The following is a 1,076-nucleotide window of genomic DNA, read 5'->3' as shown; positions in this document are numbered from 1 at the left end:
TGGGTCCGACCACGCATCCCGACCCGGAGGTGACCCGCGTCATCCGTGCCGGGGTGTCGATGCCCGCGCCCCCGCAGCGGACCGACCCGGACCGCTGCGCGCCCGGACAGATGTCTGCCCCGGGCGGGTCTGCCTCAAGCGGGTCGGTCGGCGCCGGGCCGCCCGTCGACCCGTCGGCACGGGACCGCGGCCGACGGAACTGGCGCCGCGTCGCGCTGCTGGCCGCCCCACTCCTCGCGGTCCTGCTCATCGCGGCCCTCATACCATTCGCGCTCACCACCGGCAGTGACCGGCGGCCGAGCCGGGAGGAGACGGCCGCTCGCGTCGCTCTGGCCGCCGAGGCCGTCCGCAACTCCGATGCGGACCTGGCCGCCCGGCTGTCCCTGGCGGCCTACCGCATCAGCCCGGTGCGGGAGGCCCGCGCCGCCCTGCGCACCTCCTTCGCCGCCGCGACGGCGACGGTGCTCGACGGGCACACGCAGTCGGCGCTCGGTGTGGACATCAGCCGGGACGGGCGCCTGCTGGCCTCGACCGGTGCCGACAACCTCGTCCAGCTGTGGGACATCTCCGCACGTTCCCATCCGGTGAAGCTCGCCACCCTGGCCAGGCACACCTCGTGGACGCTCGACGCAGCGTTCAGCCCGGATGGACGGCTGCTCGCCACGGTCAGCTACGACCGGTCGGTGATCCTGTGGGACCTCGGCGATCCGCGCCACCCCGTCGAACTCTCCGTCATCCTCGGACACAACGGCTGGGTACTCGACGCCGCGTTCAGCCCGGACGGGAAGGTCCTCGCCACCTCGGGCTATGACAACACGGCCCGGCTGTGGGACGTCACCGATCCGCGCCGCCCCAGTCAACTGTCCGTGCTCGACCGCCACACCAGTTGGGTGAACGAGGTCGCGTTCAGCCCGAATGGTCACCTGTTGGCGACCGCCAGCGCCGACCGGACGGCCCGGCTGTGGGACGTCACCGATCCGCGCCGGCCGCGACCGCTCGCAGCCATCACCGCGCACACCGACTACGTGTGGGCGGTCGCCTTCAGCCCGGACGGCCGGCGCCTCGCCACGGGCGCC

At 73.7% G+C, this 1,076-nt stretch carries 1 protein-coding gene; it reads left to right on the top strand.

The genetic code is table 11. The features are described 5' to 3' along the window. Positions 1–29: 29 nt before the first annotated feature. A partial coding sequence (locus AC08ON_RS03125; protein ID WP_476616414.1) for a WD40 repeat domain-containing protein occupies positions 30–1,076 on the top strand: 1,047 nt, incomplete at its 3' end.

This window comes from Frankia sp. CoWAU3, from assembly GCF_977971855.1.
The sequence above is the reverse complement of the archived record's forward strand: the minus strand, read 5'-3'. Positions and strand labels throughout refer to the sequence as shown.